We start from the raw sequence: 23,224 nt of genomic DNA, 5'->3' as shown, positions 1-23,224 counted from the left end.
AGAGTAGGTTCGTCGGGAGCCGACGACGGATGGAGAGCGCGTGACCGGGCATCACACCCTCGGCGAGACCGAGCAGGCGATCCAGCGGCGGCTGGGCGACGTGCCCATCCGGCATGAGGCGATGATGGCGGTCTCCAACATCTACCGCGCCGCCACCGCCATCCGGCAGCACGTGGAGGGCTCGGTCCTGCGCCGCGCCGACCTCACCTGGACGGCCTTCGTCGTCCTGTGGGTGGTGTGGATCTGGGAGGAGATGGAGACCCGCCACGTCGCCGAGGAGGCGGGCATCTCCAAGGGCACCCTCACCGGCGTCGTCCGCACCCTGGAGGGCCGCGGCCTGCTGGAACGCCACCAGCACGCCACCGACGGACGGCTCGTCCTGCTCCGCCTCACCGCCGAGGGCGAGACCCTCATGTGCGACCTGTTCCCCGCGTTCAACGCCGAGGAGTCCTTCGTCGCGGCGCCGCTCTCGACCGAGGAGAGCGCGAGCCTGGCGCGCTCCCTGCGCGCCATCGTCGAACACCTGGAGGCCGACGGCGACGACCGTCGCCAGTCGCTGCTCGCGGGCTCCCCGCCCCCGCCGCGCCGCTCCGGCCGCCGCCCCCGCCTCTGATCCCCTAGGCGAGCCGTGCCAGGGAGCCGATCTCCAGGGCCGTCCAGATCGCGCCGTCCGGGCCCAGGGCCAGGCCGTGCGGCTCGCTCTTCGCGGTCGGGAGGTCGTGGCCGGTCACGGCGCCGTCCGGAGCGATGCTCGCGAGGCGGTTTCCGGCCCATTCGGTGAACCAGGGAGTTCCGTCGCCGTCCACGATGACCGCGTGGGGACGAGCGGCACGATCGGGCAGCGGGAATTCGGTGATCCGGCCGTCGAGTTCGATGCGCCCGATCTGGCCCGCGCCGATTTCCACGAACCAGAGGCAGTCGTCACCGGACGCGATTCCGACCGGCGCGGCGCCCTCGGTGGGCAGCTCGTGCACGGTGACCTCGCCATCGGTCGTGATGCGTCCGATGGCGTTGGCCATGTTCATGGTGAACCAGAGCGCGCCGTCCGGGCCCGCCGTGATCGCGGACGGGAACGCGCCCTTGAGCGGCAGCGGGAACTCGGTCACCTCGCCGTCCACGGTGATGCGGCCGATGGCGTCGGCAGCGGTCTCGGTGAACCACAGTGCACCGTCCGGACCTGCGACGATGCCGAACGGCTTGGCGTCGGCGGCCGGGAGCGGGAACTCCGTCACCGCACCGTCGACCGTGATGCGGCCGATGCGGTTCGAGCGGTACTCGGTGAACCAGAGCGCGCCGTCCGGGCCGGGTGCGATGACCGTGGGGCCGCTGTCCGGGGTCAGCGCGAAGCTCTTGGGCTCCTCACCGGGGACGAGGCGGCCGATCCTCGCGGCCTCGACGAGCGTGAACCACAGGGCGCCGTCCGGGCCGGTGGTGATCGCGTAGGGGCCGTCCTCCGGGCCGGAGACGGCGTGTTCTTCGATGGTCGTGCGGATCAAGCCATGCCTTTCGTCGAATCGGTGGTGCTGAGGAAGTCCGGACGGCTGTCACGCCATTCAGGAGCGTCCAGGCTGTTGAGGGCCGCGACGATGCGTTTCTCCTCGTAGAGGAAATGGGTCTCCATCAACGCGGCGAGACTGTCCAGTTCGCGCCCGACCACGACGGGGTCGCTTTCGGGGGTCAGGGTGTCCAGGAGGGATTGGAGCCGGCGGAGGGAATCCTCGATGATCCGGTGGTCCCGAGCCAGTTCCTCGAGGACCGGACGCAGTTCCGGGAACTGGTCGGCGAGCGTGCGGAAAGCGCCGCCGTCCTCCCCTTGGTGATGCCGGTTCAGGGCCGCGCAGAACGTCAGGCAGTGGGCTCTGAGTTCGCGCGGACGGGCTCCGCCGGACAGGTGTTCCTCGACGCTCTCGCGGAGCGCGTCGAGTTCGTCGCGGAGCCAGAGGTGCACTTCGATGAGCTGATCGCCGAACGCCGTGAGGCGTTCACGGGGTGAAGACAAGGTCGTCCCTTGCTACCGCGCCTCCATGCCCGCGACGTTCTCCTGCCGGGTGCACGCGACGCTGGGCAAGGTTGTACCAGCGCGTGGAACGGCCGTTCAACTGGATATCGCCGCCCCGCGCCGCCCCGCCGGAGCGCGGGACGGCGCGGGGCACCCGCCCGGCTATCCCGTGACGGGGACGTGGCCGTAGGCCCTGGCCACGGACGGCCTGGAGGTCACCGGACGGCTGGATCCGGGCGGTGTCCCCTGCGCGGTGGCGCGGTTCCGGACGATCTTCGACCTCACGTCCCCCACGCGGATGCGGTAGGTGGCGGTGCAGGTCATCGACCGGCCCGGCGCCAGCGTCGCCTTCGGGCAGCGGATCGCGGACAGGCCGCGCAGCCTGTCGTCGATGCGGACGTGCTGGAGCGCGACGTTGCCGGTGTTGGTCACCCGGTAGCCGAAGTGGAGCACCTGGCCCACCGCGGAGTAGTGCGCCGGACGGACCGACTTGCGCAGCCTGATCGCGGGCTTCGCGGCGGGAGGCACCCTGAGGCTCACAGTGGCCCCCGCCGGAGACGACTCGATGGGCGTGGTCGCGCCCTCCGGAGTGCCGTGCGCCGTCGCCACATTGCGAACCGAGCCGTTCCGCACGTCCTCCGAAGTGGTCGTGTACGTGGCCGAGCAGTCCGTGCCCTGCCCCGGTGCCAGCGTCGTCTCCGCGCAGGTGATCTCCGAAAGGCCTGGCAGAGCGTCGCTGATGCCCACATCCGTCAGCGGCGCATCGCCGGTGTTGGTCACCCGGTAGGAGTACACGATCGCCTCACCGGCGGCCGAGAAGGTCGTCCGGTCGGCCGACTTGGTCATCGTGAGCGCCGGGCTCACGACGGGTCTGACGGTGACCGTGACGGGCTCGGACGTGGACCGCGGGCAGTTGCCGTCTCCCCCGTAGAGGGCCGTGATCTGGTGCTCTCCCTCGCCCAGCGCGATGGTGAACGTGGCGGTGCCATCGGGCTCCACGGGAGCGCTGTCGAGGAAGGTGTCGCCGTTCAGATAGAAGTAGACGGCGCCGCCCGGGGTTCCCGCGCTGCAGGTCACCGTGGCGGTCAGTCTCACCGGCTGGCCCGCGGTCGCCTCGGTCGGGTCGGCGGTCAGCGACGTGCTGCTGGTGATCGGCTCGGCCAGCAGCAGGGAGTGCTGGAATCCGGCGGCGACCTCGGTGGCCAGGTATCCCGGGAGATTCATGTAGACCGGGCTGTTGCGCTGGTTGGTGCTGTTGTCCCCCAGCTGCCCGAAGGCGTTCCGGCCCCAGGCCAGCACTCGGCCATCGGACGTCAGCGCCACATTGTGGGCCCAGCCCCCTGCGACCTGGGTGACGGTGACCCCGTCGGGCAGATCCACGTCCACCGGAGTGGTCTGGGGCCCGGCGGTGGAGCCGATCCCCAGCTGCCCGTAGGTGTTGCCGCCCCAGGCCAGCACCCGGCCGCCTGCGGTCAACGCCAGAGTGTGGGTGTCACCCGTGGTCGCCTGGGTGACCGTGACCCCCGCGGGCACCAACGAGAACACCGGACTGTTGCGCTGGGTCAGGGTGCCGTCCCCCAGCTGGCCGTTCTCGTTGTTTCCCCAGGCGAGGACCCGGCCGTCGGACGTCACCGCCGCACTGTGGGTGGTGCTCGCGGTGACCTGGTCGACCGTGACCCCGTCGGGCAGGTGCACGTACACCGGCGTGAGGCGCTGGGTGGTGGTGCCGTCCCCCAACGTGCCGTAGTAGTTGCGGCCCCAGGCCAGGACCCGGCCGTCCGAGGTCACCGCGAGGCTGTGGTACTCGCCTCCGGAGACCTGGCTGACGGTGACCCCGTCGGGAAGCTCCACGTAGGCCGGGGTGTCGCGCGGGGTGGTGGTGCCGTCCCCCAACTGGCCCTGGTCGTTGTTCCCCCAGGCCAGGATGCTGCCTTCCGAGGTCAGCGCGAGGGTGTAGTAACGACCGGCGGCGACCTGAGTGATGGTGACCCCGTCGGGCAGCTCCACGAAGACGGGAGTGGTCCGCGTGATGTCGGTGCCGTCGCCCAGCTGGCCGTAGAGGTTGGAGCCCCAGGCCAGCAGGCGGCCGTCGGAGGTCAACGCCACACTGTGGCCGTTGCCGCGGCCCACGATGTGCGTGACGGTGACGCCTTCGGGCAGGGCCACCCTCGCCGGGCTGGTGCTGTTGTTGGTGGAGCCGTTCCCCAACTGCCCGGCGGAGTTCTCGCCGGTGCCGAAGGCGAAACTGGTGGGCGGCGCCGCGGCGGACGGCCTCCGGGCCGCCGCCGGTCCCGCGATCACGCACACCACCATGAGCAGGGCGGTCGCCGCCGCCAGCACTCCCCACACCCGGGACCGTCCCCGGGTGCTCCCCGCCCTGGTCCTCCCGCCGATCGGGCACACCGTCATCGCGCATCCCCCAGTGCCGCTCAACCGGCGCTCGGACACCCGCGGTCACGGCAGCGCCGGCGCCCACGAGCGGCCAACGGCCGACCGGGGCGGAAGTCGGACGACGAGACCGCCTCGCCGCCGCAAACAGTGACTTCCTGTCTATCGACGGTCACTCAATGATCATGCAAAGGGCCGCCTGCCGCCCGGCAAATGATCTACGCGGCTCCGAGCGGCCCGGCGCGGCGCACGGCCGGGCGGGGGGCTACCTTCCTCAGGCGGCTAGACCTTGGCGGCGAAGGCGTCCATGAGCTGCTTGCGGTAGCGCGGGATGGCGGACGTCAGCCCGAGCAGGACGACGCCGACCAGGTCGCCGTCGCGGTGGTAGCCGACGGCGCACTCGCCGGACGGCTCGCCCTCCAGGACGCGGATGTCGTCGCCGCCCAGCCCCGGGGCGCCGAACGACTGGATGCGCAGCTCGTACTGGTCGCTCCAGAAGGACGGCAGGGGCGCGAACGGCGGGGAGGCGACGCCGAGGAGGCTGCGGGCGGCCTTGCGGGCGGTGTCGGTCGGGATCGACCAGTGCTCGACGCGGCGGCACTCGCCGTCGTAGCGGGCGTTGGGGAAGCGGGCGACGTCGCCGACCGCCACGACGTCCGGACGGCCCTCGACCCGCAGGTCGGCGTCGCACAGGACGCCGTCCGAGAGGTCGAGGCCGTTGCCGTCCAGCCAGGACACGCAGGGCGTCGAGCCGACCGCCTCGATGATCACGTCGGCGGCGAGCGCGGTGCCGTCCGACAGCAGGACGTCGCCGACCTCGCCGAAGGACGTGACCGTGCGGCCGAGGAGGAAGCGGACGCCCTGGGCCTCGTGGCGGCGGCGCAGCTCCGCCCCGAGGTCGGGGCCGAGGGGGCTCATCAGGGGCTCGGACGTCGCGCAGACGACCGTGACCTCGGCGCCGAGCTTGCGGGCGGTCGCGGCGACCTCGCAGCCGACGAAGCCCGCGCCGATCACGACGACGCGGGCGCCGGGAGTGAGGACGGCCCGGAGCCGGGTCGCGTCGTCCAGGGTGCGGACGACGTGGCGCCGGTCCGCGAGGCCGGGCTGCGGCAGGCGGCGGGCGCGCAGGCCCGTCGCCACCACCAGGCCGTCGTAGGCCAGGGACGAGCCGTCCAGGAGGGTGAGCGTGCGGGCGGCCAGGTCGGACGAGACGACCGGCACGCCGAGCCGCCAGTCCACGTCCTCGACCGAGGCGCGCATCCGGAACGCGACCGCCTCGTGCGTGACCTCGGAGGCGAGCACCTCCTTGGACAGCGGCGGACGGTTGTAGGGGCGGTGGGGCTCGTCCCCCACCACCGTCAGCTCCCCCGCGAACCCGGCCGCGCGCAGCTGCTCGGCCGCGCGCAGCCCGCCCATGGACGCGCCGACCACCACGATCCGCCGCATGCTCATCCCTTCCTCGATCAGAAAAGCGGTCAGCCCTCGATGGTGATGGCCTGGAGCGGGCACACGTCCGCGGCCTCCTCGACGGCGTCGCGGAGCGACTCGTCGGCGGTCTCCTCGTACTCCAGGTGGCCCTCGTCGTTCAGGCGGAAGACGTCGGGGGCGGAGAAGACGCACTGGCCGTGGTCCTGGCAGCGGTCCATGTCCACGATGATCTTCATGGGGGTGGTTTCCTCTCGAACGTGCGGGGGTCAGCGGCGCGGGGCGCGGACGCCCCGGAACTCCCAGTCGCCGCCGAAGGCGGTGGAGACGACCTCTTCGGACTCGGTCGGCTGGGCTCCGCAGTCGTCGCGGACCGGCACGGGGCCGGTGACGATGTGGTTGCGGAGGCGGCCGAGGCCCTCGGCCTCGACCTCGACGACGTCGCCGGGCGCCACCGGGCGCGAGTTGGCCGGGGTGCCCGACAGCAGGACGTCGCCGGGGACGAGGGTGATCGTCCGGGCGATGTCGGCGACGAGGTAGTGCATGTCCCACTGCATCTCGTCGGTCGAGCCGTCCTGGACGAGCTCGCCGTTGACGTAGGTGCGCAGGTACTTGCCGCGGAAGTCCCAGCCGGTGACCAGGCCCGGGCCGAGCGGGCAGAACGTGTCGGAGCCCTTCACGCGCAGCATCGAGCCCGCGTCGGTGTCGCGGAAGTCGTGCAGGCCGTAGTCGTTGGCGACCGTGTAGCCCGCGATGTGGTCGCCCGCCTCGGACGGCGCGATGTTGCGGGCGGTGCGCCCGATGACGATCGCGATCTCGCCCTCGTAGTTGAGGTACTTGCAGCCCTCGGGCCGGACGATCGCGCCGTTGTGGGAGTTCAGCGCGGACGTCGGCTTGTGGAAGTAGGTCGGCGCGGGCGGCAGCGAGGTCTGGAACTCCTCGACCCGGCTGCGGTGGTTCAGGTGCACCGCGACGATCTTGGACGGCTCGACCGGCGGCAGGTGCGCCGCGTCCTCGACGCCGACCCGGCGGCCGTCGGCCGCGACGAGCTCGTCGCCGTCGCGCACGACGCGGGTCACCGCGCCGTCCAGCAGGATCCGGCGGTATTCCACGGTCATCGGGTCGTCCATCCGTTCTCGGGCCGGTCGAACCAGATGTGCACCTGGCCCGTGCCGACGCTGTTCTCGTACTCGCTGTAGAGGCGTCCGGGGGCGGCGCAGTCCCGTTCGCCCAGCGCGCCGATCATCATGAGGTAGTGCCCGAAGCGGGCCTCGGGCTTGTGCTTCAGGAACTCGGGCATCGTGTCCAGAACGCGGGCGTGGTCGCCCTTCCCGAACCACTCGATGCGCTCCTCGTCCGCGCGCCGGGCCTCCTGGGTGCGGATGTGCTCGGGGCCCGCGGCCTCGTGGTCGCGGATCTCGCGCAGCGGCCAGAAGGAGTGCGACAGCGCGCCGGACGCGACCAGCAGGACGCGCCGGTCGGTCTCGGCGATCCCGGCGGCGAGGGCGCGGCCGAGGCGCAGGCTGTCCTCGACGTCGGCGGTCTGGCAGACGCCGATCGAGATCCACTTCTTGCCCGCGCGGTCCAGGTACGGCTCGTCCCGGACGCCGAGGAACTCCCACAGATTGACCGTGGCGTACTGGATCGGCAGGTAGGGGTCGTCGACCGGGGTGATCCAGGTGCCCTGGGCCTTGGCGTGCGCCGCGATGGCGTGCGCCAGCTCCGGGTCGCCAGGGATGTCGTAGGGCATCCGGCACATTCCGCGCGGAAGCTCGTCGGACGTGTAGAGCCCGGCGCGGCGGTCGTGCGAGGTGACGACGAACTCGACGGTCGTCGCCCAGTGCGAGTCGAGGACGACGACGGTGTCGTAGTCGTCCCGGTCGAAGACGTCCGCGCGGAGCTTCTCCAAGCCCGCGACCAGGGTGGAGTCCTCGCCGTTGTTCAGCTCGCGGCGGGTGACCTCGGGCAGGACGATGGTGGGGACGTGCGCGAGGATCCCCGCGCCGACTACTTCTCCCATGGGGCCGTCACCGTGTTCTTCAGGTCGCAGTAGAAGTCGAAGGACCAGTCGCCGCCCTCGCGGCCGACGCCCGACTGCCGGGAGCCGCCGAACGGGGCGCGCAGGTCGCGGACGAAGAAGCAGTTCACCCAGACCGTCCCGGCCACCAGCTGGGACGTCACGCGCTCGGCGCGCTCGGGCGAACCGGTCGCGAGGGTCGCGGCGAGGCCGAACCTGGTCTCGTTGGCCATCGCGACGGCCTGCTCTTCGGTGTCGAAGGTCTGGAGGGTCAGGACGGGCCCGAAGACCTCCTCCGACACGATCTCCTTGCCGGGGTTCGCGAACAGCGTCGGCCGGTAGAAGAGGCCGCCGAGGTCGTCGTTCGGGCCGCCGCCGAGGAGCGCGGCCGCGCCGTCCGCCTTCGCCCGCTGGACGAACCCGTCCACGCGCTCGAAGTGCTTCCGGTGGACCTGCGGGCCGATGTCGGTGGTCTCGTCGCGCGGGTCGCCCTGCTTCAGCTTGGACGCCTTCTCGATGAACCGCGCGGTGAACTCGTCCGCGACGGAGGCCTCGACGAGCAGCCGCGTCGCGGCGAGGCAGACCTGCCCGGCGTTGTCGTACTGCTCGACGGCCAGGGTGACGGCGAGGTCGAGGTCGGCGTCGGCGAAGACGATCAGCGGGGACTTGCCGCCCAGCTCCAGTGAGAGCGGGGTGAGGTTCGGGCCGGCCGCGGCGGCGATCGTCCGGGCGGTCGGGACGGAGCCGGTGAAGCTGATCCGGCGGACGTCCGGGTGCGCGGTCAGCGGGCCGCCGACCTGCGCGCCGTAGCCCTGGACGACGTTGAACACGCCGGCCGGGAGCCCGGCCTCGGCGGTGATGTCGGCCAGCAGGGACGCGGTCAGCGGCGTCCACTCGGCGGGCTTCAGCACGACCGTGTTGCCCGCCGCGAGCGCCGGGGCGATCTTCCACGTGGCGAGCATCAGCGGCGCGTTCCACGGGGTGATCAGCGCGGACACGCCGGCCGGGTCCCAGGAGACGTGGTTGGTGTGGCCGCGGGTCTCGAAGTCCTCGTGGCCGAGGTTCAGCAGCCAGTCGGCGAAGAACCGGAAGTTGTGCGCGACGCGCGGCATGACCCCGCGCCGGTGCGACCGGATGAGCGCGCCGTTGTCGTGCGTCTCGACCTGCGCGAGGTCCTCGATCCGCTTCTCCACGCCGTCGGCGATGGCGTGCAGGAGGCGGGCGCGCTCCTCGCGGGACGTGCGGGCCCAGGCCGGGAACGCCTTGCGCGCGGCGTCGACGGCGGCGTCGACCTCACGCGCGCCGCCGGAGGAGACCTCCGCGAGCGGACGCTCGTCGATCGGCGACACGTCGGTGAACGTCTCGGGGACGTCGCCCGTGCCCACCGACGGGACGCGCTCACCGCCGATCCAGTGACCGGTGTCGACGGTGACACCCGCGATCGTTGCCACGCGGCACCTCCAGGTTGTTTGATTCCAAACAAGTTTCCGGACGGGAGTGACTCGGGTCAACCCCCACCCCTAACATTCGGGACCAAATGACATCCCCCGGACCCCGAGGAGGGACCGTGCCCCAGGTCTCCCACGCCGAGTGGCTCGAGCGCGCCGCCCGGCTCGTCCCGGCGACCGCCCACCGCATCGACGGCGCCGACGCCCCGCCGTCCTCCGACGACGGCTTCGACCTGGTCTCCCCTCGGGACGGGAAGGTGCTCGCGCGCGTCCCGTCCGCCGGGAAGGCCGACGTGGACCGCGCCGTCGCCGCCGCCCGCCGCGCGTTCGACGAGGGCCCGTGGCCGCGGATGGCGCCCGCCGAGCGCAAGGCCGCCCTGCTGCGCTGGGCCGACCTGGTCGAGCGCGACCGCGCCGAGCTCGCGCTGCTGATCTCGCTGGAGATGGGCAAGCCGGTCGCCGAGGCGGACGGCATCGAGCTGCGCGCCGCGATCAACGGCCTGCGCTGGTACGCCGAGATCGCCGACAAGGGCCTGGACGAGGCGCCGCGCACCGCCGCCGGGTCGCTGGCACTGGTCACGCGCGAGCCCGCCGGGGTCGTCGCGGCCGTCGTCCCGTGGAACTTCCCGCTCACGATGGCCACCTGGAAGCTCGGCCCCGCGCTCGCGGCGGGCTGCACGGCGGTGCTGAAGCCCGCCGAGGAGTCGCCGCTGTCCGCGCTGCGCTTCGCCGCCCTCGCGGACGAGGCGGGCCTGCCCCCGGGCGTCCTCAACGTCGTCAACGGGCCGGGCGAGGTCACCGGGCGCGCGCTCGGCGAGCACCCGGGTGTGGACGTGCTGGCCTTCACCGGATCCACCGAGGTCGGACGGCACTTCCTGCGCTACGCGGCCGACTCGAACCTGAAGCGGGTGTGGCTGGAGCTGGGCGGCAAGTCGCCCAACATCATCCTGCCGGACGCCCCCGACCTCGACGCCGCCGCCGACACCGCCGCCTGGGGCATCTTCTTCAACGCCGGGGAGATGTGCACCGCGCCGTCCCGGCTGCTGGTGCACCGCGACGTCGCCGAGCGCGTCGTCGAGCGGATCGTCGCGCGGGCGTCCTCGATGCGCGTCGGCGACCCGCTCGACCCGGCGACCGAGATGGGGCCGCTCGTGTCGTCCCGGCACCGCGACCGCGTCCTGTCCTACGCCGACGCCGGACGCGCCGACGGCGCGAACCTGCTGGCCGGAGGCTCGGCGATCGACCGTCCGGGGCACTTCGTGGAGCCGACGGTGTTCGGGGACGTCACGCCGTCCATGCGGATCGCGCGCGAGGAGATCTTCGGCCCGGTCCTGTCCGTGCTGACCTTCACCGACGCGGACGAGGCCGTGCGCCTCGCCAACGACACCGACTACGGCCTCGCCGCCGCCGTCTGGACGTCCGACCTGTCCGCCGCGCACCGGATCTCCCGCGCCCTCCGCGCCGGGACGGTCTGGGTGAACTGCTACGAGGAGGGCGACTACAGCGTCCCGTTCGGCGGGGTGAAGCTCTCCGGGCACGGCCGCGACAAGTCCCTGCACGCGCTCGACAAGTACACCGACCTCAAGACCACCTGGATCGAGCTGTGACCGGGGCGTCCGGCCTCCGGCCGCTGATCGCGCTGCCCTGCCGCTTCTCCGAGTCCGCGTCGGCGCTCCGCTACCGGGCCGAGGTGACCGCGCGGGCGCTCGCCGAGGCCGTGTGGCGCGGCGGCGGCGAGCCGTTCATGATGCACCCGGCCGAGCCGGAGGAGGTCGCGTCCCGGCTGGCGCGCTGCGACGGCGTCCTGCTGCCGGGCGGCGGCGACCTGCACCCGCGCTACTACGGCGTGACGGACGAGCACGAGACCCTCTACGACGTGGACGAGGAGCAGGACGCGTTCGACGTCGCCGTCGCCCGCCACGCGCTCGCCGCCGGGCTCCCGCTGCTGGCGGTCTGCCGCGGCCTCCAGGTCGTGAACGCCGTCCTCGGCGGGACGCTCCGCCAGCACATGGAGCCCGACCACCGGCACCACGTCCACCCGGTGGCCGTCACGCCCGGCACGCTGCTCGCCAAGGTCACCGGCGGCGGGGAGCTGACCGCGTCCTGCTACCACCACCAGGCCGCGGAGACCCTCGGGACGGGCCTGACCCCGGTCGCGCGCGCGACCGACGGCACGGTCGAGGCCGTCGAGCTGGACGACCCGCGCGGCTGGTTCCTCGGCGTGCAGTGGCACCCCGAGGACACCGCCGCGTCCGACCCCGTCCAGCAGGCGGTCTTCACCGAATTTGTCGAGGCGTCCCGCCCCTGAAAAGCAAAGATCCCGGCGCCGCCCACAAAGGGCGGCGCCGGGATCGGTGCGACTGCTAGGCGGTGGCGACCTGAACGGCCGGGACCGGGACGTCGACGACCTGGACGTCGGCGACCTCGGACTCGGCGGGGCTCGGGGCGGTGGCGACCTGGGTGAAGAAGGCCTCGACGAGGCCGTCCATCAGGGCCGTCGTCTCCTCGGCCCGGGTGACGACCTCGGCGAGGAGCTCGGCCGGGTCGTGGCCGGCCGCGCGCAGGACGGCCGAGCCGCCGCCCGCGATCCAGTGCTCCAGCAGCGCCGGGTTGATCTCGGGGTGGAACTGCACGCCCATCGAGCGGCCGAGGACGAACGCCTGCGGCGCGGAGCCGGTGCCGGCGACCGTCCGGGCGCCGGGGGGCGCGATCCAGCGGTCGTCGTGGAACTGGAACCACGGCCCGGACGGGACGAGCCCTTGATCCTCGGTCTCGACCTTCACGAACCCGTGCTCGGAGTACGCGGCGCGCTCGGTCCGGCCGCCGAGCGCGGTCGCGAGGAGCTGTCCGCCGAAGCAGATCCCGAACACCGGGACGCCCGCGTCGTGCGCCCTGCGGATCAGAGCGAGCTCCGGCTCGATCACCGGCGCGATCTCCGGGGCGTGCGCGGTCCAGACCGAGCCGAGCGGGACGACCAGGTCGAATCCGAGCGGATCGGGCAGCCGGTCGCCGATCCCGGTGAACGTGTGGACTTCGTACTCCCAGCCCCGCGCGGTGAGCGCGGACTGGAGGCCGTTGACGGGGGAGGGGGCATGAGAGTCATGCTGAATGATCAGGGCTCGCATGGACATAGCGTATGACCTGGGGTCAAATGCATACCAGAACATGACAGACCTGACGCATTCGCCCCCCGGGGTTGCACTTCGCTTGGTTTGCAGTAAACATTTACTTCATGACCGACAGCCGGACCACACTGCTGGACGCCGCGGCCGAGGAGTTCGCCCGCCACGGGTTCAAGGGCGCGCGCGTCCAGGAGATCGTCCGGCGCGCCGGGGTGAACGAGCGCATGATCTACCACCACTTCGGCAACAAGGAGGGCCTGTACCGGGCGACCGTCCAGGAGCTGCGCCGCCGCACCGGCGAGCTCTGGGCGCCCGTGCTGGCCGAGGCCGTCGCGATGGAACCGGTCGACGGCGTCCGGCACGCCCTCCAGGGCCTGTTCACGGCGCTCGACAGCGTCCCGCAGATGATCGCCGTGATGCTGCATGAGTCGCTGTCCGGGGAGTGGCGCTCGACCATGCCCGGCCCGGACGAACTCCCCACCGAGCTGCGGAGGATCCACGAGCGCGGCCAGGCCGAAGGGGTCTTCGCGCCGGACGTCCCGTTCGAGGTCCAGTACGCGGCGATCATGGGGATCGTCATCTCCACCAACGTCTTCGTCGGACGCTTCGCCGAGTTCAACCCCGAGGTCGTCCCCACCGACAAGGCCCGGCAGCGCGAGGTCGCGATCGACCAGCTGCTCTACGGCATGAGCGCCCGCAGGGCCTGACCTCCGCCCGCAGACCTTGACCTTCACCCGCAGGGCCTGACCTCCGCCCGAAGTGGCCAGGGCCACGCGCCCCGGCCACTTCGCAACCCCTGAGTCCAGCCCGATCCACCTGAGTCCAGCCCGATCCACCCCCGCATCTCCGTCGCGCAGTAAATATTTACTGCACTCTCGAACCGGGAGCACCGGACCATGGCAGAGACCACACTCACTCCCCCGCCGGACGACCGGCGCCTGTCCCCCGCGCTGCTGCGGCTGGCGGGCGTCATCATGCTCGCGTCGCTGATGATGCAGCTGGACATGACGATGACCGGCGTCGCCACCAGGACCCTGCTGCGCCGCTTCGACACCACGCTCGGGACCGTCCAGTGGGTGACCACCGGCTACCTGCTCGCGATGGCCGTGGTCATCCCGGTCGCGGGCTGGGGCATGGAGCGGTTCGGGCCGCGCGCGGTGTGGATGACGTCACTCGTGCTGTTCCTCACCGGGTCGGTCGCCTGCGGGGCGGCCTGGTCGGTCGGGTCGCTGGTGGCGTTCCGGGTCGTCCAGGGGCTCGGCGGCGGGCTGATCCTGCCGCTGGCGCACGCCATCGCCGTCCGCGAGGCGGGCTCCGAGCGGCTCGGGAGGATGACCGCCGCGATCGCCGTCCCGTCCCTGCTCGGGCCCGTCCTCGGCCCGGTGCTGGGCGGCTGGATCGTCGACGGCCTCGACTGGCGCTGGATCTTCTTCGTGAACGTCCCGGTGTGCCTCGCCGCGCTCGTCCTGTCGCCGCGGGCCGTCCCGTCCGGCCGCGGCGACGGCCGGACGCCCCTGGACGTCCTCGGCCTCGTCCTGCTCGCGGGCGGCTGCGCGGCCCTGGTGTTCGGCTGTGCGGAGGCCGGACGGCTCGGATCGGTGACCGGCGCCCGTGTGCTCACGTCCCTGGCGGCCGGGGCGGCGCTGCTGGCCGCCTTCGTGGCGCACGCGCTGCGCGCCCGGACCGTCCCGATCATCGATCCGCGGCTGTTCCGGTCCGGATCGTTCGCCGGGCCCGCCGCCGGAATCCTGCTGGCGAGCGTCCTGATGTTCGGCGCGCTCGGCCTGCTGCCGCTCTACTTCCAGCAGGCGCGCGGCGAGGACGCGCTGCACACGGGCCTGCTGGTCATCCCGTTCGGCGTCGGCATGGGCGTGGCCCTGGCGGCGTGCGGGCGGCTCGCCGACCGTGCCCCGGCCCGGCTGCTCGGGGTCGCCGGGGCCGTCCTCACCGGGGCCGGAGCGCTCCTGCTCACCCGCCTGGACGCCACGACCGGCATGATCACGGTCGGCGTCGCGGAGGCCCTGTACGGCGCGGGCATCGGGGCGCTGCTCGTCACCATCCTCACCGCGGGCATGCGGGGCGTCGCCCCCGAGGCCATCCCCCGCGCGTCCACGGCCCTGCGGATCCTGCAGCAGCTGGGCGGCGCGTTCGGCAGCGCGATCCTGTTCGTCATCCTCCAGCGGCGTGAGGTCCGTCACCCGGGTGCGCACGCCTTCGGCCACACGTTCTGGTGGGTGGCCGCGTTCTCCGGGCTCACGCTGGTCGCCGCACTGTTCCTGCCGGGCCGGAAGAGGTAGGACGGACGGCCCCGACGGGAAGATCCGGCGGCGGGCGCGGGTTGGCACTGAGCATGGCTCTCCCGTTCTCCGTGCTTGATCTCGCGCCCGTGGCGTCCGGTTCGACGTCCGCGCAGGCGCTCCGAAACACGCTCGACCTGGCCCGGCTCACCGAGGATCTCGGTTTCCACCGGTACTGGCTCGCCGAGCACCACCGGATGCCGGGCATCGCGTCCTCGGCGACCTCGGTGCTGATCGGGCAGGTGGCGGCGGCGACGCGGCGGATGCGGGTCGGGTCCGGCGGGATCATGCTGCCCAACCACGCGCCGATGGTGGTCGCCGAGCAGTTCGGCACGCTGGAGGGCCTGTTCCCGGGCCGGATCGACCTCGGACTCGGCCGGGCGCCCGGCACCGACCAGGCGACTGCGCGGGCGCTGCGCCGCACGCCCGGCCCGCTCTCGGCGGACGACTTCCCCGAGCAGGTCCACGAGCTGCGCGGATACTTCGAGGACGGCGGCGCCGTCACCCCCGCGGCGGGCAACCGGCCGCCGGTCTGGCTGCTCGGCTCCAGCGGCTACAGCGCGCAGTTCGCCGGGATGCTCGGCCTCCCGTTCGCGTTCGCGCACCACTTCAGCGCCGAGAACACGCTGCCCGCGCTGGCCCTGTACCGCGAGTCGTTCCGTCCCTCGAAGGACGGCCTGGACGAGCCGCACGCGATGATCGCCGTGTCCGTCACCGCCGCCGAGGACGACGCGACCGCCGAACGCCTGGCCCGTCCGCAGGCGCTGTCGTTCCTGCGGTTGCGGCAGGGCCGTCCGGGCACGCTGCCGTCACCGGAGGAGGCCGACGCCTACCCGTACACGGCCCTCGACCACGAGATGATCCGCGCCCGGCAGGACGCGCAGGTCGTCGGCGGCCCGGACTCCGTCCGGCGGAAGATGGACGCGCTGATCGAGTCCACCGCCGCCGCCGAGGTCATGGTCACGACGATGGTCCACGACCACGCGGACCGCCGCCGCTCCTACGAGATCCTCGCCGGGCTGTACGACTTGTCCGGCGCCACGGAACAGGAGGCCGACCTGGCCCGCCGCTGACGGCGGGCCAGCGCTGCCTCAACCTGAGGAGGAGGACGAGCCGACCGGCGGCGCGTCCTTCTCCTCTTCGTCTTCGTCTTCCTCAAGGGAGAGGACGGCGTTCGGGCACATCCGGACGGCCGCCCGGACGTTCGCCTCCTGCTCCTCGGGCGGTGTCTCGGTCAGGAGGACGACGGTGCCGTCCTCGTCGGACTGGTCGAACACGTCCGGCGCGTGCAGGACGCACTGACCGGCCCCTTGGCAACGGTCGTGGTCGGCGATGACGCGCATGACGATCACTCCTCCCAGGCCACCGGCAGCCGGTGGACCCCGTAGATGGCCATGTCATGCCGCATGGGAACCTCGTCCGCCGGGACGGCCAGGCGCAGCCCCGGCAGGCCGTCGAACAGGGCGGTGAGCGCGATCCGCATCTCGACGCGGGCGAGCTGCTGGCCGAGGCACTGGTGGATGCCGTGCCCGAACGCGACGTGCTGCGACGGCGGCCGGGTCACGTCCAGCTCGTCCGGACGGTCGAAGTGCGCCGGATCGCGGTTCGCGGCGGGCAGCGACAGCACCACGGTCTCGCCCCGCCGCACCTGCCGCCCGTGGACCTCGACGTCCTCCCGCGCCACGCGCGTGGTGCCGAACTGGATGATCGTCAGGTACCGCAGGAGCTCCTCGACCGCGCTCCCGGCGGCGTCCGGGGAGCTCCGGAAGGCGGCCAGCTGGTCCGGGCGGGTGAGGAACGTCAGGGTGCCGAGGGCCAGCATGTTCGCGGTGGTCTCGTGCCCGGCGATGAGGAGCAGCCGCCCGATCCCGCTGAGCTCGGCGTCGGTCAGGTCGTTGTCGGCCCTGATCAGCGTGCCGAGCAGCGCGTCGTCCGGCTCGCGGCGCTTGGCGTCGACGAGCTCGCGCATGTAGGACACCAGCGCGTCCCGGGACGCCAGCACCTCCTCGTCGGTCGCGGTCAGGCTGAGCACGGTCGCCGACCAGGCGTGGAAGCGGGCGCGGTCGGCGTACGGAACGCCCAGCAGCTCGCAGATCACCAGGGACGGGATCGGCAGCGTGAACGCGGGCACCAGGTCGGCGGGCGGCCCGGCGGCGCGGAGCGCGGCGAGGTGGTCGGCGACGATCCCCTCGACGCGCGGCGCCAGACCCTGCATCCGGCGGGTGGTGAAGTACGGCGTGAGCAGCTTCCGGAGCCGGGTGTGGTCGGGCGGGTCCATGGTGAGCAGCAGCCCGGGGCGGTCCTCGGGCTTGAAGGTGAGGCGGCGCACCGGCGAGGACGCGGTGACCCGGTCGGCGCTGAACCGGTCGTCGGCCAGGACCGCCCGGACGTCCTCGTGCCGGGTGAGCAGCCAGCCCTGCGCGCCGTCGGGGAAGGACAGCCGGGAGATCGGCGTCTCAGCGCGGATCAGGCCGAGCTCGGCCGGCGGGTCGAACGGGTCCTCGCGCCGGACGGGCAGCCTCGGCGGCCCGCCCGCCGCGGCGGTAAGCGGCGCGGCGGGGGCTGGCGCGGAGGGCGTCGGAGCGGAGGCGGGGGGCTGTGGAGCGCGCATGAGAGGTCCCTTCCTCGACGAGCGCTACGCCGCCGCACCCCGGCGGACGGATGCGGGCGGGCGCCCGCCGGACGAGGGCGGCCTCACTTCCAAAAATAGAACTGTTTCGTTCTATGTGCCAGGATCCCGCGGGTTCGGGACACCCAGAAGCGGTCGGAGGATGCCGTCCACAAAGCGCTCGACAAGCTCCTGACCTGGAGATTCATCCTTGACCAGAACATGACTGAGGATCATCGCGAAAGGCAGATCGACCAGGAGCCCGGCGTCCACCCGGTCCGGGATCTCGCCGCGCCGCCGCGCCCGCTCGAGCGAGGCCTCGATGGACCGCCGCACCGGCGTCGCCAGCCGCTCCCGCCGCAGCCGGGCCAGCTCGGGGTCGGTGCGGCTCCCCTCCAGGATCGCGATGAGCAGGCCCCGGTCGAGCCCGGACCAGCCCGCGATGTAGGCCGCCATCAGCTGCCGGATGTCCTCGACGAACGACCCGGCGTCCCCGTCCGGCACCTCCGGCCGGTAGCGCTCCATCGCGGCCACCACCAGATGCGCCTTGGACGGCCAGCGCTGGTACAGCGTCGCCTTCCCCGCCCGCGCCCGCCGCGCGACCAGGTCCATGGTCAGCCGCTCGTAGCCGACCTCGGCGAGCACCTCCAGCACCGCGTCGAACAGCTCCGCCAGCCGCTCCGGACGGCTGAGCGGCACCTTCCGCATCCCGCTCCCCGCCCGGCCCTCCACAGGCGTCCCGTCCACCGGACGCTTCCCATCCCCTGGCCGCCCCCGCGCCGCTGATTCGTCCCGCACACCGTCCGCCTTCCGCACCCGGATCCCTGGGTGCTCAGCACGGTAGGCCCCGAGCCGCCGCGTGACAGCCCCTTGGGACACGATGCGGCCCCAACAGGACACGCCCGAACGAATTCGTCCCGCCGGGCCGCCTGGACGATCAGGACGTCGGCCGCCGGACGTACCGCGCGCTGCGCCCGTCCGGATCGGCGCGCAGCGCGGGCAGCCCGCGCGCCAGGACGTCCGCGACGCGCGCGCAGAACGCCTCGGGTTCGTCGGCGGCGTCCGGCTCCTCGGGGACGATCGCGTCGACGATGCCGTCCTCGTACAGGTCGGTCGCGCGGATCCGCTGGGCCGCGGCCAGCTCGGGCGCGCGGTCCGGCGTCCGGTGGACGATCCCGGACGCGCCCTCCGGCGGCAGCGGCGCGAGCCAGGCGTGCCGCGCGGCGAGGACGCGGTCGGCGGGCAGCAGCGCCAGCGCCGCTCCGCCGCTGCCCTCGCCCAGCAGCAGGCACAGCGTCGCCGCCCGCAGGGTGATCAGGTCGGCGAGGCAGCGCGCGATCTCGCCGGCCAGCCCGCGTTCCTCCGCCTCCGGCGACAGCGCCGCGCCGGGCGTGTCCACGACGGTCAGCAGCGGCAGCTCGAGCTGGGCGGCGAGCCGCATCCCGCGCCGCGCGACGCGCAGCCCGGCGGGCCCGATGGGCCGTCCGACCCGCTGCGCCGCCCGGTCCTGCCCGATCACCACGCAGGACGCCTCACCGAACCGCGCGAGCGCGAGCAGCAGCCCTGGATCCGCCTCGCCGTCCCCCGTCCCGGACAGCGGTGTCACCCCGGACGCCCCGTAGCGAAGCAGCTCACGAACCCCTGGCCGCTCCACGCGCCGCGACCGCTCGACCGATTCCCACGCGGGAACGTCCGCCAACCCCAGATCAGCGCGAACACCCCGAACACCGCGCCCAGACCGAGGTTCCGCCGGAACGCCCCGGACGGCGCACAGGACGTCCAAGGCTTGGGCGGCGACGTCCGGAAGGTCGTCCACGCCGACGACGGCGTCCAGAAGCCCCTTGGCAGCCAGGTTCTCGGCCACCTGCACTCCGGCCGGAAAGGGCTCGCCGTGAAGCGTCTCGTACACGCGCGGACCGAGGAAGCCGATCAGCGCCCCTGGCTCGGCGGCGGTGACATGCCCCAGCGATCCCCAGGACGCCAGAACACCCCCGGTCGTGGGATGCCGTAGATAAACGAGGTAGGGCAGCCCCGCGGCCCGGTGCGCCATGACGGCGGCGGTGATCCGAGCCATCTGGACGAACGCGACGGTCCCCTCCTGCATGCGCGTCCCACCGGAGGACGGCGCCGCAAGCAGCGGCAGCCCCTCAGCGGTGGCGCGCTCCACTGCCGAAACGATCCGGTCGGCCGTGGCCACACCGATGGACCCGGCCAGGAACGCGAACTCGGACACGACGACGGCCACACGCCGTCCACGCAGACGCCCTGATCCGGTCAGGACGGCCTCGTCGCGTCCGCTGCGCTCGCGCGCCCGCGCGAGGTCGGCCGCATACCGCGGACTCAGCGCCGCATAGGAGGGCGGGACGTCCCAGGACTCGAAGCTGCCCGGATCCAGGACCCGGTCCAGCAGCCCGGCCGCGTCCGGCCGCTCCAGCGACGCGCTCATGTCTCGCAGGCTAACGTCCGCCCTTCCCGCGCCTCCGCTACGGGGCCAGAGGAAGGGTCAGGACCAGGCGCGCGCCCAGCTTGGTGTCGGCGATGACCAGGCTGCCGTCGTGCGCCTGCGCGATGTCGCGGGAGATCGGCAGCCCCAGGCCGGAACCGCCCGTGTCGCGCTTGCGCCCCTCGGCCAGGCGCTGGAACCGCTGGAAGACCCGTTCGCGATCGGCGACCGGGATGCCGGTCCCGTCGTCCGACACCATCAGGACGGCGTCGGGCCCCCGGGTCTCGACGGTGATGCTGACGAGCGAGCGGGCGTGCCGGGCGGCGTTGTCGAGGAGGTTGGTGATCAGGCGGAGTAGCGGCCCCCGGGCGCCGAGGACGACCACGCCCGGCTCGACGTCGACGTCCACTGGAACACGCCGTGGCCGCGCCCCCTCCTGCCGCGCCAGATCGCCGAGGTCCACGGGCTCGCGGTCGAGCGGGACGCCCGCGTCCAGCTTGGCGAGCAGGAGCAGGTCGGTGACGATCCGCTGGAGCCGGTCGGCGTCGTTCAGCGCGGACCGGGCGACGGCGGGCCAGTCCTCGTCCTCGGGATGCTCCAGGGCGACCTCGAGCTGGGCGCGCAGGCCGGTGAGGGGGCTGCGGAGCTCGTGCGAGACGTCCCCGACGAACTGACGCTGCCGCGTGACCTTCTGCTCGAGCCGGTGCAGGGTCACGTTGACGGACGAGGCGAGCTGCGAGATCTCGTCGTGCGTCTCCGGGACGGTCACCCGGCGCGGCCGGCCCTCCCCCGTCCCGGTCACCTCGGCGAGCTCGGCGCTCATCCGGCGGACGGGCCGCAGCGCGCTCCGCACGGCGAGCCACACCGAGAGGGCGACCAGGGCGAGCCCCAGCGGCACCGCGAGCACCAGCAGCAACGTGAAGTACTCGCGCGTCTGGACGAACCCGGGCATGGGCACGCCCGCGTAGAGCACCCGCCATCCGCCCGGGGCGTACTCGCGCGACGCCACGACGAACACCTGCTCCCCGGACAGCTTCGTGGTTCCGCTGACCGTCGGGTGCGCGGTGTCCGGGCGCAGGCCGCTGATCGGCGGAAGGCCGTCGAGGGCCGGGCTGGAGGCGCGGACGCGGCGCGTGCCGTCCAGGACCTGGAGCAAGGGGAAGCCCGTGTCGCCGGGGTTCAGCACGCCCTCGCCCTGCGGATCGGCGGTGCGGACGGTCTCGGCGAGCGTGGACACGGCGCTGTCGCCGCGCTCGCGCAACGAGTCGTAGACGGCCTTCCGGAGCGTCTCGTAGAAGCCGACCGCCCCCGCGATCAGCAGAACCCCGACCACCACGGTCGCGACCACCGACACCCGGGTGCGCAGTGACCAGGGACCCGGCGGCCAGCGCCCCGACATCGTTCGCGTCCTCCCCCGTCGCAGCGCCATGCGGCACCAGGCCGCCCGAAGATCCACGCTGGGGGTTGCGGCGGCGGGACGCCACCACCGGGGGCGGGGACTGGCCGTACCGGAACGATCAAGTTACGCAATCTTGTGCGGCGGCCGACCGTTCGGGCCCCGGTCCGGGGAGAAGTGCCGGTGGCCGGGACGGGCCGTGCCAACGCCGTCCCGGCCACCGCGCGCCCGCCGAAAGAGCGCCCCAACGGCGGGGAGGCCCTGCCTCGGACCCGACTTCGCGCCTCCCATCGTGAACCGGGTTCCCTATAAAGTCAACCGATTTTGTAGGGAATCCGGCAGCCGATGCCCGCGCGGTCCGGGACCTCCCACCCCTGGGGACCCGTCCGCGCGAACACCGCCTTCGGAGCCGCCGACCGCCCGCCCGTACCGCGCCGAGAAGGTTCCGCCGGGAGAGCCGGGGCGATCGTCGAACACCCCCCACTCTGCCCCGCCTTCGTGCACTGCCCGCTACATCCAGATGACGATCACGTTTCGCGCATTCGTGCGAAAGGGGGCACCATGTTGGGCCGGACGTCCGGGAGGCGGACCGGACCAGAGCGACGAAAGGGCCCCAGGGACGGCATGGACGAACACGAGCCCGAGCCGCCCCACGCCCCACCCCCGCCTCCCCGCGGTCCGGCTCCCTCGGAGCCTCCCCGCGGGCTGGCTCCGCTCGGCCCTCCGCCCCGGCCGGCGCCGCCGCCCGCGCCCGTCCGGCCCGACCCGGCCGACGCCTCGGCGACGCCGCTCGAACTGGCCGACCCCAGGGCGGTCGGCGTGTACGCGCTGCTCGGACGGCTCGGCGCGGGCGGCATGGGCACCGTCTACCTGGGCGTCGACCCGAACTCCGGGGCCCGGGTCGCGGTCAAGGTCATGCGCCCGCACCTGACCGACGACCCCAGGTTCCTGCGCCGCTTCCGGGACGAGGCGCTGCTCGCCGGACGCGTCGCGTCGTTCTGCACGGCCCGCGTCCTCGCGCACGGCGAGGAGGACGGCCGCCCCTACATCGTCAGCGAGTACGTCGCCGGGATCTCGCTCCAGCAGCGGATCACCTCCGGCGGCCCGCTGCCCGCCGCCGACCTGCACGGGGTCGCGGTCGGCGTCGCGACGGCGCTGGCCGCCATCCACTCCGCCGGGCTCGTGCACCACGACCTCAAGCCGGCGAACGTGATGCTCACCCTGTCCGGCTGCCGCGTCATCGACTTCGGCATCGCACGGACGCAGGGCTCGCAGGGCTCGGCCACCACGTCCGGGACCGTCCTCGGCACGCCCGGCTGGATGCCCCCGGAGGTCATCGCGGGCGGCCCGGCCTCCCCCGCGGCGGACGTGTTCTCCTGGGGCTGCCTCGTCGCGTACGCGGGCACGGGACGCCTGCCCTTCGGCGAGGGCGCGGCCCCCGAGATCGCCCTGCGGGCCGCCAAGGAGGAACCGGACCTCGCCGGGCTGCCCCCGCAGCTCCTGTCCGCCGTCCGCTCGGCGCTCTCCAAGAACCCGGACGACAGGCCCGCCTCGTCCGAGCTGCTGATGTCCCTGGTCGAGCAGACCGGTTCCGCGGCCTCCGACGCGAAGGACCAGACCGAGATCTTCGGCGCCGTCCCGTCCACGCCGCGCGCGCACGAGGACGACCCGTCGGCGCACACCCAGGTCTTCAGCCCCGTCCACGACAACGCGCACACCCAGACGTTCAGCCCCGTCCACGACAACGCGCACACGCAGACGTTCAACCCGGTTCACGACAATGCCCACACGCAGGCGTTCAGCCCCACCAGGACGAACACGACGTCCTCGCCACTCCGGATGCGCGTCCTCATCGGAGTCGGCGCGGCCGCCGCGACCGTCCTCGTCGGCGCGGTGGCCATCGGCCTGACGGACCAGAGCGCGGCCGCGCCCCCGCCCAAGCCGTCGCCGACCGCCACCGTTCCGGCCCCCAAGCCGCCCGCGCCCACGGCGAAGCCGAAACCCAAGCCGAAACCGAAACCGAAGCCCAAGCACAAACCGAAGCGCAAGCACAAGAAGCGCCACCACTAGAGCGGCGCCGA

The 23,224-nt window shown here is 73.0% G+C and carries 21 protein-coding genes; 7 read left to right on the top strand and 14 right to left on the bottom strand.

Annotated elements, in window-relative coordinates:
- Positions 1 to 40 precede the first annotated feature (40 nt).
- A complete protein-coding gene (locus AB0L06_RS28885; protein ID WP_500234260.1) occupies positions 41 to 613 on the top strand; it encodes a MarR family winged helix-turn-helix transcriptional regulator in 573 nt (190 codons plus the stop codon).
- Positions 614 to 617: 4 nt separating this feature from the next.
- On the opposite strand, the gene AB0L06_RS28880 is transcribed toward AB0L06_RS28885, so the two are convergent.
- From AB0L06_RS28880 to AB0L06_RS28845, 8 genes are all read right to left on the bottom strand, one after another.
- Positions 618 to 1,496: a Vgb family protein gene (locus AB0L06_RS28880; RefSeq protein ID WP_500234259.1), complete on the bottom strand. Its 879-nt coding sequence runs from the start codon at positions 1,494 to 1,496 to the stop codon at positions 618 to 620.
- Positions 1,493 to 1,999 carry a hemerythrin domain-containing protein gene (locus tag AB0L06_RS28875; protein ID WP_500234258.1) on the bottom strand — a complete coding sequence of 169 codons (507 nt, stop codon included), beginning with the start codon at positions 1,997 to 1,999 and terminating at the stop codon, positions 1,493 to 1,495. Before AB0L06_RS28875 ends, AB0L06_RS28880 begins: the two co-directional genes overlap by 4 nt.
- A gap of 162 nt (positions 2,000 to 2,161) precedes the next feature.
- On the bottom strand, positions 2,162 to 4,408 hold the full coding sequence (locus AB0L06_RS28870; protein WP_500234257.1) for an RCC1 domain-containing protein: 2,247 nt from the start codon (positions 4,406 to 4,408) through the stop codon (positions 2,162 to 2,164).
- 261 nt (positions 4,409 to 4,669) lie between these two features.
- The gene (locus AB0L06_RS28865) at positions 4,670 to 5,839 is read right to left on the bottom strand and encodes an NAD(P)/FAD-dependent oxidoreductase (RefSeq protein ID WP_500234256.1); all 1,170 of its coding nucleotides are present in this window, start codon (positions 5,837 to 5,839) and stop codon (positions 4,670 to 4,672) included.
- Positions 5,840 to 5,862: 23 nt separating this feature from the next.
- Positions 5,863 to 6,051, bottom strand: a complete 189-nt coding sequence (locus tag AB0L06_RS28860) for a ferredoxin (RefSeq protein WP_026416192.1) — start codon at positions 6,049 to 6,051, stop codon at positions 5,863 to 5,865.
- A gap of 30 nt (positions 6,052 to 6,081) precedes the next feature.
- Positions 6,082 to 6,930: a fumarylacetoacetate hydrolase family protein gene (locus AB0L06_RS28855; RefSeq protein WP_500234255.1), complete on the bottom strand. Its 849-nt coding sequence runs from the start codon at positions 6,928 to 6,930 to the stop codon at positions 6,082 to 6,084.
- On the bottom strand, positions 6,927 to 7,832 hold the full coding sequence (locus AB0L06_RS28850; RefSeq protein WP_500234254.1) for a DODA-type extradiol aromatic ring-opening family dioxygenase: 906 nt from the start codon (positions 7,830 to 7,832) through the stop codon (positions 6,927 to 6,929). Before AB0L06_RS28850 ends, AB0L06_RS28855 begins: the two co-directional genes overlap by 4 nt.
- Complete coding sequence (locus AB0L06_RS28845) at positions 7,820 to 9,280, bottom strand: aldehyde dehydrogenase (protein WP_500234253.1); 1,461 nt, start codon at positions 9,278 to 9,280, stop codon at positions 7,820 to 7,822. The genes AB0L06_RS28850 and AB0L06_RS28845 overlap by 13 nt, the downstream gene beginning before the upstream one ends.
- A gap of 116 nt (positions 9,281 to 9,396) precedes the next feature.
- On the opposite strand from AB0L06_RS28845, the gene AB0L06_RS28840 reads away from it, so the two are divergent.
- Together AB0L06_RS28840 and AB0L06_RS28835 are read left to right on the top strand one after the other, a co-directional pair.
- A complete protein-coding gene (locus AB0L06_RS28840; protein WP_500234252.1) occupies positions 9,397 to 10,884 on the top strand; it encodes an aldehyde dehydrogenase in 1,488 nt (495 codons plus the stop codon).
- Complete coding sequence (locus AB0L06_RS28835; RefSeq protein ID WP_500234251.1) at positions 10,881 to 11,585, top strand: gamma-glutamyl-gamma-aminobutyrate hydrolase family protein; 705 nt, start codon at positions 10,881 to 10,883, stop codon at positions 11,583 to 11,585. Before AB0L06_RS28840 ends, AB0L06_RS28835 begins: the two co-directional genes overlap by 4 nt.
- Before the next feature lie 55 nt (positions 11,586 to 11,640).
- Here the strand turns inward: AB0L06_RS28835 and AB0L06_RS28830 are convergent, their stop codons facing one another.
- Complete coding sequence (locus tag AB0L06_RS28830; RefSeq protein WP_500234250.1) at positions 11,641 to 12,402, bottom strand: type 1 glutamine amidotransferase; 762 nt, start codon at positions 12,400 to 12,402, stop codon at positions 11,641 to 11,643.
- 107 nt (positions 12,403 to 12,509) lie between these two features.
- Between AB0L06_RS28830 and AB0L06_RS28825 the strand changes: the two genes are divergently transcribed.
- The 3 genes from AB0L06_RS28825 to AB0L06_RS28815 all read left to right on the top strand — a co-directional run bounded on the left by AB0L06_RS28825 (position 12,510) and on the right by AB0L06_RS28815 (position 15,769).
- The gene (locus AB0L06_RS28825; RefSeq protein WP_500234249.1) at positions 12,510 to 13,106 is read left to right on the top strand and encodes a TetR/AcrR family transcriptional regulator; all 597 of its coding nucleotides are present in this window, start codon (positions 12,510 to 12,512) and stop codon (positions 13,104 to 13,106) included.
- Between the two features lie 189 nt (positions 13,107 to 13,295).
- The gene (locus tag AB0L06_RS28820; protein ID WP_500234248.1) at positions 13,296 to 14,696 is read left to right on the top strand and encodes a DHA2 family efflux MFS transporter permease subunit; all 1,401 of its coding nucleotides are present in this window, start codon (positions 13,296 to 13,298) and stop codon (positions 14,694 to 14,696) included.
- A 53-nt stretch (positions 14,697 to 14,749) separates the two neighbouring features.
- Positions 14,750 to 15,769 carry an LLM class flavin-dependent oxidoreductase gene (locus tag AB0L06_RS28815; protein WP_500234247.1) on the top strand — a complete coding sequence of 340 codons (1,020 nt, stop codon included), beginning with the start codon at positions 14,750 to 14,752 and terminating at the stop codon, positions 15,767 to 15,769.
- An 18-nt stretch (positions 15,770 to 15,787) separates the two neighbouring features.
- Here the strand turns inward: AB0L06_RS28815 and AB0L06_RS28810 are convergent, their stop codons facing one another.
- The 5 genes from AB0L06_RS28810 to AB0L06_RS28790 all read right to left on the bottom strand — a co-directional run bounded on the left by AB0L06_RS28810 (position 15,788) and on the right by AB0L06_RS28790 (position 21,146).
- Positions 15,788 to 16,039, bottom strand: coding sequence for a ferredoxin (locus AB0L06_RS28810; RefSeq protein WP_500234246.1), 252 nt, complete (start codon positions 16,037 to 16,039; stop codon positions 15,788 to 15,790).
- A 5-nt stretch (positions 16,040 to 16,044) separates the two neighbouring features.
- Positions 16,045 to 17,307: a cytochrome P450 gene (locus AB0L06_RS28805; protein WP_500234245.1), complete on the bottom strand. Its 1,263-nt coding sequence runs from the start codon at positions 17,305 to 17,307 to the stop codon at positions 16,045 to 16,047.
- Positions 17,308 to 17,418: 111 nt separating this feature from the next.
- On the bottom strand, positions 17,419 to 18,012 hold the full coding sequence (locus AB0L06_RS28800) for a TetR/AcrR family transcriptional regulator (protein ID WP_500234244.1): 594 nt from the start codon (positions 18,010 to 18,012) through the stop codon (positions 17,419 to 17,421).
- Between the two features lie 229 nt (positions 18,013 to 18,241).
- Positions 18,242 to 19,750, bottom strand: a complete 1,509-nt coding sequence (locus AB0L06_RS28795; protein WP_500234243.1) for a carboxyl transferase domain-containing protein — start codon at positions 19,748 to 19,750, stop codon at positions 18,242 to 18,244.
- A 37-nt stretch (positions 19,751 to 19,787) separates the two neighbouring features.
- A complete protein-coding gene (locus tag AB0L06_RS28790) occupies positions 19,788 to 21,146 on the bottom strand; it encodes a sensor histidine kinase (protein ID WP_500234242.1) in 1,359 nt (452 codons plus the stop codon).
- A gap of 621 nt (positions 21,147 to 21,767) precedes the next feature.
- Here AB0L06_RS28790 and AB0L06_RS28785 point away from each other — a divergent pair.
- The gene (locus AB0L06_RS28785) at positions 21,768 to 23,213 is read left to right on the top strand and encodes a serine/threonine-protein kinase (RefSeq protein WP_500234241.1); all 1,446 of its coding nucleotides are present in this window, start codon (positions 21,768 to 21,770) and stop codon (positions 23,211 to 23,213) included.
- Positions 23,214 to 23,224: the final 11 nt, after the last annotated feature.

Source organism: Spirillospora sp. NPDC052269, assembly GCF_040679435.1.
GTDB lineage: Bacteria > Actinomycetota > Actinomycetes > Streptosporangiales > Streptosporangiaceae > Spirillospora.
Note: the sequence above shows the minus strand (reverse complement) of the source record. Positions and strands in the feature narration are given on the sequence as shown.

Bases quoted from the DNA above. Each gene is read 5' to 3' on its own strand.
- AB0L06_RS28870 (WP_500234257.1), bottom strand. From the start codon at position 4,408: ATGACGGTGTGCCCGATCGGCGGGAGGACCAGGGCGGGGAGCACCCGG.
- AB0L06_RS28865 (WP_500234256.1), bottom strand. From the start codon at position 5,839: ATGAGCATGCGGCGGATCGTGGTGGTCGGCGCGTCCATGGGCGGGCTG.
- AB0L06_RS28860 (WP_026416192.1), bottom strand. From the start codon at position 6,051: ATGAAGATCATCGTGGACATGGACCGCTGCCAGGACCACGGCCAGTGC.
- AB0L06_RS28855 (WP_500234255.1), bottom strand. From the start codon at position 6,930: ATGACCGTGGAATACCGCCGGATCCTGCTGGACGGCGCGGTGACCCGC.
- AB0L06_RS28850 (WP_500234254.1), bottom strand. From the start codon at position 7,832: ATGGGAGAAGTAGTCGGCGCGGGGATCCTCGCGCACGTCCCCACCATC.
- AB0L06_RS28830 (WP_500234250.1), bottom strand. From the start codon at position 12,402: ATGCGAGCCCTGATCATTCAGCATGACTCTCATGCCCCCTCCCCCGTC.
- AB0L06_RS28825 (WP_500234249.1), top strand. From the start codon at position 12,510: ATGACCGACAGCCGGACCACACTGCTGGACGCCGCGGCCGAGGAGTTC.
- AB0L06_RS28820 (WP_500234248.1), top strand. From the start codon at position 13,296: ATGGCAGAGACCACACTCACTCCCCCGCCGGACGACCGGCGCCTGTCC.
- AB0L06_RS28815 (WP_500234247.1), top strand. From the start codon at position 14,750: ATGGCTCTCCCGTTCTCCGTGCTTGATCTCGCGCCCGTGGCGTCCGGT.
- AB0L06_RS28810 (WP_500234246.1), bottom strand. From the start codon at position 16,039: ATGCGCGTCATCGCCGACCACGACCGTTGCCAAGGGGCCGGTCAGTGC.
- AB0L06_RS28805 (WP_500234245.1), bottom strand. From the start codon at position 17,307: ATGCGCGCTCCACAGCCCCCCGCCTCCGCTCCGACGCCCTCCGCGCCA.
- AB0L06_RS28800 (WP_500234244.1), bottom strand. From the start codon at position 18,012: ATGCGGAAGGTGCCGCTCAGCCGTCCGGAGCGGCTGGCGGAGCTGTTC.
- AB0L06_RS28795 (WP_500234243.1), bottom strand. From the start codon at position 19,750: ATGAGCGCGTCGCTGGAGCGGCCGGACGCGGCCGGGCTGCTGGACCGG.
- AB0L06_RS28790 (WP_500234242.1), bottom strand. From the start codon at position 21,146: ATGTCGGGGCGCTGGCCGCCGGGTCCCTGGTCACTGCGCACCCGGGTG.
- AB0L06_RS28785 (WP_500234241.1), top strand. From the start codon at position 21,768: ATGGACGAACACGAGCCCGAGCCGCCCCACGCCCCACCCCCGCCTCCC.